Source organism: Nocardia sp. NPDC004582, assembly GCF_053602115.1.
This window is the reverse complement of record NZ_JBSGCY010000204.1, coordinates 1-8,668: the sequence shown is the minus strand read 5'-3', so window position 1 is coordinate 8,668 and position 8,668 is coordinate 1. Positions and strand designations below refer to the sequence as shown.

8 protein-coding genes are annotated in these 8,668 nt (G+C 70.0%); 1 reads left to right on the top strand and 7 read right to left on the bottom strand.

Annotated features, from left to right (window positions below):
• From ACWELJ_RS31910 to ACWELJ_RS31890, 5 genes are all read right to left on the bottom strand, one after another.
• Nucleotides 1-708: translation initiation factor IF-2 N-terminal domain-containing protein (locus tag ACWELJ_RS31910; protein WP_452369798.1), on the bottom strand; the 708-nt coding region annotated here is incomplete at its 3' end.
• A 482-nt stretch (nucleotides 709-1,190) separates the two neighbouring features.
• Complete coding sequence (gene ndk, locus ACWELJ_RS31905; protein WP_357090206.1) at nucleotides 1,191-1,607, bottom strand: nucleoside-diphosphate kinase; 417 nt, start codon at nucleotides 1,605-1,607, stop codon at nucleotides 1,191-1,193.
• 84 nt (nucleotides 1,608-1,691) lie between these two features.
• Nucleotides 1,692-2,096: a DUF4233 domain-containing protein gene (locus ACWELJ_RS31900; RefSeq protein WP_452369797.1), complete on the bottom strand. Its 405-nt coding sequence runs from the start codon at nucleotides 2,094-2,096 to the stop codon at nucleotides 1,692-1,694.
• Nucleotides 2,093-3,538 carry a bifunctional tetrahydrofolate synthase/dihydrofolate synthase gene (folC, locus tag ACWELJ_RS31895; RefSeq protein WP_452369796.1) on the bottom strand — a complete coding sequence of 482 codons (1,446 nt, stop codon included), beginning with the start codon at nucleotides 3,536-3,538 and terminating at the stop codon, nucleotides 2,093-2,095. The genes ACWELJ_RS31900 and folC overlap by 4 nt, the downstream gene beginning before the upstream one ends.
• Nucleotides 3,535-6,228, bottom strand: coding sequence for a valine--tRNA ligase (locus tag ACWELJ_RS31890; RefSeq protein WP_452369795.1), 2,694 nt, complete (start codon nucleotides 6,226-6,228; stop codon nucleotides 3,535-3,537). The genes folC and ACWELJ_RS31890 overlap by 4 nt, the downstream gene beginning before the upstream one ends.
• Nucleotides 6,229-6,544: 316 nt before the next feature.
• Between ACWELJ_RS31890 and ACWELJ_RS31885 the strand changes: the two genes are divergently transcribed.
• Nucleotides 6,545-7,183: a class I SAM-dependent methyltransferase gene (locus tag ACWELJ_RS31885; RefSeq protein ID WP_452369794.1), complete on the top strand. Its 639-nt coding sequence runs from the start codon at nucleotides 6,545-6,547 to the stop codon at nucleotides 7,181-7,183.
• A gap of 50 nt (nucleotides 7,184-7,233) precedes the next feature.
• On the opposite strand, the gene ACWELJ_RS31880 is transcribed toward ACWELJ_RS31885, so the two are convergent.
• Nucleotides 7,234-8,160 (bottom strand): diacylglycerol/lipid kinase family protein, encoded by a 927-nt coding sequence (locus tag ACWELJ_RS31880; protein WP_452369793.1) that lies wholly within the window; start codon nucleotides 8,158-8,160, stop codon nucleotides 7,234-7,236.
• A partial coding sequence (locus ACWELJ_RS31875) for an FAD-linked oxidase C-terminal domain-containing protein (protein WP_452369792.1) occupies nucleotides 8,157-8,668 on the bottom strand: 512 nt, incomplete at its 5' end. The genes ACWELJ_RS31875 and ACWELJ_RS31880, both read right to left, overlap by 4 nt.

Below are 8,668 nucleotides of genomic sequence, written 5' to 3'. Positions count from 1 at the left end.
TTCCGATCTATGGCCCCGGCGACGGCGGCGCGAGGTGCCCTCCCGCTGCTCACGATCCTGATCGCCGTCCCAGTCGCCCTCGTCCTCGGCGTCCTCGGCGGCGGTGTCCTCGGTGACCGCGGTCGCCTCGGTCACCGGCTCCTCGGCGACGGGCTCCTCGGTGCGGGGCTTGCGCTCCCGACGACGGCGACGGGTCTCCTCGACCGCGGCGGCGTCCGGCGACAGGAACAGCGGCGCCGCGACGACGGCGGACGGCTGGTACTGGACCTGTTCCTCGGCCTGCGCCTCGCTCAGGAAGGGGCTGGCGAACAGGGTGGTCTGCGCGGTGGCGGGCGGGGTGGCGGCCTCGACGGCCTCCACTTCCTCGGCGGCCAGTTCGTCGGCGGCCCGGTCGTCGCCCGCGGCGATGGCGGCGTCGACGGTGGTCTCGGCGATCGGCTCGGGTCCGGCGGGGGCGGCCTCGACATCACGCGGTCCGAAGGCGTCGCGCACGGTCTCGGCGACGGTCCGGTCCAGGCTGGATTGCGGGCTTCTCGCCTGCGCGCCCATCTCGGTCAGGTGGGCCAGAATACGTTTGCTGGTGGTGCCCAGCAGCTTCGCCAGTGCGTGCACTCGGATCCGTTCCGGCAATTGTCCGGCAGCCGGGGTGAGATGAGCGCCCCCTTCACCGTTCACCTGCGATGCGTCCTGCGGCTCTTGATCGGCCACGAAATCTCCTCGGGGCCCCCGGGCGCGTTCCTCCTAGGAGTGACGCGGCCGACGCGGGGGCGCTGTCTTGTTGGCCTCACGCCCGGGGGCGCGAGATCGTAAGTCTTCGCGCCGCGTGGCCCGTTATCGCCGGTATCTCGTCGTTCGGGCTAACTGGTCACGTGGCGCCTGGTTGGTTGGCTCAACTCCGTGTCACGAGCGTTCATCCAGCGTGCCTGCCCGGCGGCCGAGTCTTGGAGCCGTCGGCGGCAGCGATGATCGTCCGTCGCTCCGCGGTGTCAATTCGAAGGTGAACGGTGCCTGCCGCAAACGGCCGGCGTCGGTCACTTCCAGAGCCAGTATCCCACACCGTGCCGGGGCGTCGTGCCCACGCGGCCCGGAGCGGCCTCGCGAGTCTCGCGGGCGGCCGCTGGGTGGCAGGTCCGGGGGCGTGGCCCCGGACCCGGCCGAGGAGGAAAGCGGGAGCACCTGCTCCCGGAAGATCAGTGCGCGAACCCGGGGAACCAGATGTCGATCTCGCGCTTGGCGGACTCGGGCGAGTCGGAGCCGTGCACGAGGTTGAACTGGGTCTCGAGGGCGTAGTCGCCGCGGATGCTGCCGGGGACGGCCTTCTCGACCGGGTCGGTGCCGCCGGCGATCTGGCGGAAGGCGGCGATGGCGCGCTCACCCTCGAGCACGGCCGCGACGACCGGACCGGAGGTGATGAACTCGATCAGGGAACCGAAGAACGGACGCTCGGCGTGCTCGGCGTAGTGGACGACAGCCACTTCCTCGGAGACGTTCACGAGCTTCATGGCCGCGAGCTTCAGGCCCTTGCGCTCGATGCGGGTGATGATCTCCCCGACGAGGCCGCGGGCCACGCCGTCGGGCTTGATGAGTACCAACGTCTGCTCAGTCACGGACAAACCTTAACCGTCGCTTGCTCGGACCGAAAAACGCAGGCCGGGGCGGATGCCCCGGCCTGTCCGATTCTGGCGAGGTATTCAGGCCCCGGACATGCGCTGGCTGGGCAGCGTTCCCGCTTCCATCCGCTTCTTCACGTCCGCGCGCAGGAACAGCACGAAGATCCACACGGCGACGAAGACCACGCCGATCACCAGGATCGAGATGTGGACGAAGCCGCCCAGCAGCAACGCCACCTGCAGGGCCAGGTTGAACGGGATGGCCCAGGGGCGGCGCTGCACGCCCGCGCCCAGGAACATGACCACGGCCAGACCCACCACGTAGAGCACCGACCACCAGCGCAGGCCGCCGCCGACCGCGCTGATCACCGGCAGCGCGAGCAGCACGGTGATGGCCTCGAGGACCAGGGTGCCGGCCATGACGCCGCGCAGGCCCTTCCACGGGTCGGTGGCGGGGGGCGGGACCTCGGGGGTGGCGTCCGTCATGCGGGATCCTTTCCGAACAGGCTGCGGGCGGACCCGGCGGTGACGACCGAGCCGGTGATGACTATGCCCGCGCCGGAGACCAGTTCGCCGTCCTCCCCGCCCTCGGCGAGGGCGATGGCGGTCTCGATGGCGTCGGCCAGGTCGTGGGCGACGGCCACGCGTTCGTCGCCGAAGCGCTGCACCGCGAGGTTGGCCAGGTCGTCGACGGGCAGGGCGCGCGGGGAGCCGTTCTCGGTGACGACGATCTCATCGAAGACCGGTTCCAGGGCATCGAGGATGCCGCCGGCGTCCTTGTCACCCAGCACCGCGATCACGCCGACCAGTTTGCGGAAGTCGAATTCACTGGTAAGGGTCGCGGCAAGAGCCTTGGCGCCGTGCGGATTATGGGCGGCGTCGATGAAGATGGTGGGCGCGCTGCGCATGCGCTCCATGCGACCCGGGCTGAGCGCGTTCGCGAATCCGGCTCGCACCGCGTCGATGTCGAGCTGGCGCGAGGCGCCCGCGCCGAAGAACGCCTCGACCGCGGCCAGTGCGAGCACGGCGTTGCGGGCCTGGTGTTCACCGTGCATGGGCAGGAAGATCTCGTCGTACACGCCGCCCAGGCCCTGGAGTTCGAGCATCTGGCCGCCGATGGCGACGCGGCGCGAAAGCACCTGGAACTCCGAGCCTTCGCGCGCGACCGCGGCGTCGACCTCGACGGCCCGGCGCAGCAGGACGTCCATCACCTCGGGTTCCTGCTGGGCGATGACGGCGACGGTGTCGCGCGGGGACAGTTCGTCCTCGGCGGCCTTCTTGATGATCCCGGCCTTCTCCCCCGCGATGGAAGTCAGGTCGGGGCCGAGGAATTCGGTGTGGTCCAGGCCGATGGGGGTGATGACGGCGACCTGGCCGTCGATCACATTGGTGGCGTCCCAGCGGCCGCCCAGCCCGGTCTCCACCACGGCCACGTCCACCGGCGCCTCGGCGAAGGCCGCGTACGCCATCCCGGTGAGCACCTCGAACTTCGACATGGCCGGGCCGCCCGCGGCTTCGGACTGCGCGTCGATCATCTCGATGTACGGCAGCAGTTCGCGGTAGATCTCCACATAGCGCCCGGGCGTGATGGGCGCGTTGTCGATGGCGATGCGCTCGGTGGCCAGCTGCAGGTGCGGGCTGGTGATCCGACCGGTGCGCCGGTGCAGCGCGGTGAACAGCGCGTCGATCATGCGGCTGACCGAGGTCTTGCCGTTGGTGCCCGCGATGTGGATGGCCGGATACGACTGCTGGGGCGAGCCCAGCAGGTCCATCAGCGTCGCGATCCGCGACAGCGACGGCTCGATCTTGGTTTCCGGCCAGCGCTGGTCGAGTTCGGCCTCGACCAGCGCCATTTCGGCGAGGTCCACCGGCGAGGTGCCGTGGGACAGCGAGCCCTCCGCGTACTGACGCTCCGGTTCGTCGTTCACTTGGCGGCCAGCTTGGCGATCTCGGCGAGCCGGGCGGTGACGCGTTCGACGTCGCCCTCGGCGATCTCCTTGCGCGCCTTGATCTTCGCGACCACCGCGTCGGGGGCCTTGGCCAGGAACGCCGCGTTGCCGAGCTTGCCGTTGGTGCCGGCGAGCTCCTTCTGCGCGGCGGCGAGGTCCTTCTCCAGGCGGCGGCGCTCGGCGTCGAGGTCGACGGTGCCGGAGGTGTCGATCTCGACGGTCACGGTGGCGCCGGACAGGCGCACCTCCAGCGCCGCGGTGGCGGCGAAGTCGTCGCCGGGCGCGGTGAGCTTGGCCAGGTTGGCGATGCCGGCTTCCTGGGCGAGCAGGTCGGCGGCGTCGATGCCGATCAGCGTGGCCGCCACCTTCTGGCTGTCGGCCAGGCCCTGGTCGGCGCGGAAGCGGCGGATCTCGGTGATCAGCTTCTGGGTGTCGGCGACGCGGCGGGCGGCCGCGGCGTCGGCGGTCGCGCCGGAGACGGCCGGCCAGGAGGAGATGACGATGGACTCGCCCTCGGCGCCGTCGGTGAGGGCCTGCCACAGGGTCTCGGTGACGAACGGGACGGCCGGGTGCAGCAGTCGCAGCACGGCGTCGAGGACGGTGCCGAGCACGACGCGGGTGCTGGCGGCGCGCTTCTCGGAGTCGGCGAACTGGACCTTCGCCAATTCCAGGTACCAGCTGCAGAATTCGTCCCACGCGAAGTGGTAGAGCCCTTCGAGGGCCTTGCTGAACTCGTAGCGGTCCAGGGCGGCGTCGACCTCGGCGATGACCTCGTCGAGGCGGTCCAGGATCCACAGGTCGCTGTCGGTGAGGGTGTCGCGGGCGGGCAGTTCGCCCGGCTGCGCGCCGTTCATGAGCGCGAACTTGGTGGCGTTGAACAGCTTGGTGATGAAGCTGCGCGAGGCGGTGACGTGCGCGGTGCCGACCGAGAGGTCGCCGCCGGGCTGGGCGCCGCGGGCCAGGGTGAAGCGGGTGGCGTCGGCGCCGTACTCGTTGATCCAGTCCAGCGGGTCGATGCCGTTGCCGCGCGACTTGGACATCTTCTTGCCGTGTTCGTCGCGAATCAGGCCGTGCAGGAACACATCCTGGAACGGGACCTGCTTGGCGTCCTTGCCCGCGGTGAGCGCCGGGTCGTCGGAGACGAACATGCCGAACATCATCATCCGGGCGACCCAGAAGAAGAGGATGTCGTAGCCGGTGACCAGCACGCTGGTCGGATAGAACTTGCGCAGTTCCGCGGTCGATTCCGGCCAGCCCATGGTGGAGAACGGCCACAGGCCCGAGGAGAACCAGGTGTCGAGCACGTCGGGGTCCTGGACATAGCCCTCGGGGGCCTGCTCGTCGGGTCCGACGCAGACGATCTCGCCTCCGGGGCCGTACCAGATCGGGATGCGGTGGCCCCACCACAGCTGACGGGAGATGTTCCAGTCGTGCATGTTGTCGACCCACTCGAACCAGCGCGGTTCCTGGCTGGCCGGGTGGATCTTCACATCGCCGTTGCGGACCGCGTCGCCGGCGGCCTTGGCGATCCCCTCGACCTTCACCCACCACTGCATGGACAGGCGGGGTTCGATGGGTTCGCCGGAGCGCTCGGAGTGGCCGACCTGGTGGATGTAGGGGTACTTGCGGCCGACCACGCGGCCCTCGGACTCGAGCCGCTCACGGATCTTGACCCGGGCCTCGAAGCGATCCATGCCGTCGAATTCGGTTCCGCTGTCGGCGATCTTGCCGGTGATGTCCATGATGGTCGGCATGGGCAGGTTGTGGCGCAGGCCGAGCTCGAAGTCGTTGGGGTCGTGCGCCGGGGTGATCTTGACCGCACCGGAGCCGAATTCGGGGTCCACGTAGTCGTCGGCCACGATCGGGATCTGGCGGCCGGTGATCGGGTGGTACACGGTGGTGCCGATGAGGGCCTGGTAGCGCTCGTCGTCGGGGTGGACCGCGACGGCGGTGTCGCCGAGCATGGTCTCGACGCGGGTGGTGGCCACGATCACGTGCGGCTCGTCGTCGTTCAGGGAGCCGTAGCGCAGCGAGACCAGCTCGCCCTCGACCTCCTTGTGGTCCACCTCGAGGTCGGAGATGCCGGTCTTCAGCACCGGCGACCAGTTCACCAGGCGCTCGGCGCGGTAGATGAGGCCCGCGTCGTAGAGGCGCTTGAAGATGGTCTGCACGGCGCGGGAGAGCCCGTCGTCCATGGTGAAGCGGTCGCGGCTCCAGTCGACGCCGTCGCCGAGGCGGCGCATCTGGCCCTGGATCTGGCCTCCGGATTCGCGCTTCCAGTCCCAGACCTTGTCGACGAACAGCTCGCGGCCGAAGTCTTCCTTGGTCTTGCCGTCCACGGCGAGCTGCTTCTCCACCACGGTCTGGGTGGCGATGCCGGCATGGTCCATGCCGGGCAGCCACAGCACCTCGAACCCCTGCATCCGCTTGCGGCGGGTGAGCAGGTCCATGAGGGTGTGGTCGAGGGCGTGGCCCATGTGCAGGGTGCCGGTGACGTTCGGCGGGGGCAGCACGATGGAGTACGCGGGCTTGGCGCTGCTCGGGTCGGCGGTGAAGTAACCGGCGCCTACCCAGCGCTCGTACAGGTCGGCCTCGACGTCGCTGGGGTTCCAGCTCTTGGGGAGGGCATCGGCACGATTACGCGGGTTCTCAGAGGCTGCGCTGGTCACCGTGTGATTCTAAGGGCTGGGATTATCGCCCAACGACCGGGTTTTTCCCAGGGGTGATTTGGATAGCCGAAGGGCGGGGCTCTCGGTGGATGAGGGACACCGAAAGCCCCGCCCTCGATGGCCAGCCTACCGCCGTTTCGGCGCATTCCCCCGGATCCTTGGCCAATTCTCAGGTTCTGCGCCAAATGGGCCAGGGTAGACCAGGTTTCGTTGCATTCACGTTGCGTCGGACACTTTGTTTCCGCGTCGTGACCGGAGTCGGTTCCCGCGTCGTCACACGACCCTTTCGAGGCGACCGACCGGTAGCCTGAAATCCATGAATCCGATTGTCACACGGTTGATGTCGACGGTCGCCGGCCAGCTGGGCCACCCCAGCGGCCGCCTCGGCAAGGTGGTCGCCCGCATGCTCAATCGCAGCAACCGCCCGCTGATCGAGGCCGCGGTCACCGCCGCCGAGGTGACCCCCACCGACGCGGCCGCCGACATCGGCTTCGGCGGCGGCATCGGCCTCACCCTGCTGCTGGGCCGGGTCGGCACCACCGGCACCGTGACCGGCATCGAACTCTCCGCGGACATGCTCGCCAAGGCGCGAACCGAGTTCTCGGCCGACGTCTCCTCCAACCGGCTGCGCCTCACCGAGGGGTCACTCACCGAACTGCCCCTGGCGGACGACTCGCTGGACGCCGTAATCACCTGCAACACCATCTATTTCGTGCCCGACCTGGAGGCGGCCTGCGCCGAGCTGGCTCGCGTCCTGAAGCCCAAGGGCCGCCTGGTGATCGGCATCGGCGATCCCGACGCGATGGCGAAAATGCCTTTCACCCCTTACGGATTCACCCTCCGCCCGGTCCCCGAGGTCCGCGAGGCACTGGAGCGAGCCGGGCTCACGGTCGATCAGCGTGAGGTCACCAGCAGACCGATGACGGGCCACCTACTCATCGCCCGCCCGGCCTGAACACGACCGGTGCCCCACGCCTTTCGACGTGGGGCACCGGTGCGCGTGGTTCAGGGGACGAGGACGTCCAGGGCGCCGGGGTGGGCGCGGAACAGGGCGGGGAGGAGGCCGGCGGGGTCGCCGTCCGCGGTGGCGGGGGCGCCCGGGGCGGTGAGGCGGATTTCGCGGGCCTGGTACTGGACCGCGGCCGGGTGGTCGATGCGCTTGCCGGAGGAGAGGGTGGGAAGCAGGCGCAGCATTTCCAGGCGGGACATGGCGCCGACGACGGTGAGGTCGAGGAGGCCGTCGTCGATCTTCGCGTCGGGGGTGATGAGCATGCCGCCGCCGTAGGTGCGGGTGTTGCCGACCGCCACCATGACCGCGTCGAGTTCGAGGACGGTGCCGTCCGGGTGGTCGGGGGAACCGGTCAGTTCGATGCGGTAGGGCACCGCGAGTTTGCCCGCGAGTTCGAGCAGGGCGGCGACGGTGTAGCGCAGGGGGCCGTTGGGCCAGCGCAAGGCGTTGGCGCGCAGGGTGACCCGGGCGTCGAGGCCGGTGCCGGTGACGGTGGCGAACCAGATGGCGCGGCCCGACTCCTCGGTCTCGACGGTGCCGAGGTCGATGGCGCGGGTGCGGCCGTCCAGGATGGTGGCCACCGCGACGGTGGTGTCGTCGGGGACGCCGAGTTCGCGGGCCAGGTCGTTGCCGGTGCCGCCGGGGATCAGGCCCAGGGGGACGCCGGTGCCGACCAGGGCCTGCAGGACGACGCCGACCAGGCCGTCGCCGCCCGCGGCCACGACGGCGTCGGGGCGGGCGTCCGGATCGGCGAGGGCCTTGCGGACCAGGCGTTCGCTCTCGGCGGCCGAGTCACCGAGGATCTCGGTGACCTCGACGCCGAACGCGGCGAACCGGTTGGCCGCCTCCACGGCGACCAGGGCGCCCTTGCCGTGACCGGACAGCGGGTTGGTCACCAGGGCGATGGAGCGGATGGTTCTCACGGAATCAGCTTCCCAGGGTTGAGGATTCCGGCGGGGTCGACGGCGTTCTTCACCGCGCGCAGCACCTGGACGCCCAGGTCACCGACCTCATCGGTCATCCACGGGCGGTGGTCCGCGCCGATGGCGTGATGGTGGGTGATGGTGCCGCCGGCGGCCACGATGGCGTCGCCCGCCGCCTTCTTTGCCACGGCCCAGCCCGCGATCGGGTCCTCGGCCTGCTTGGCGACGATGGTGAAGTACAGCGAGGCGCCGGTCGGGTAGGTGTGCGAGATGTGGCACATGACCAGGGCCGGTTGGCCGAGGGTCTCGACCAGCGCCGCGGTCACCCGCTCCTTGAGGTTGGCGAGATTGCTCCAGGTGGTGGCGGTTTCCAGGGTCTCGCACAGCACGCCCACGTCCAGCAGCGCGTCGCGCAGGTAGGGGGCGGCGAAGCGGCCGTGCTCCCATTCCTTGGCCGGGCCCTCGCCCAGCGCGGTGCCGCCGGCGGCGGCCAGCAGGGCGGCGGCCT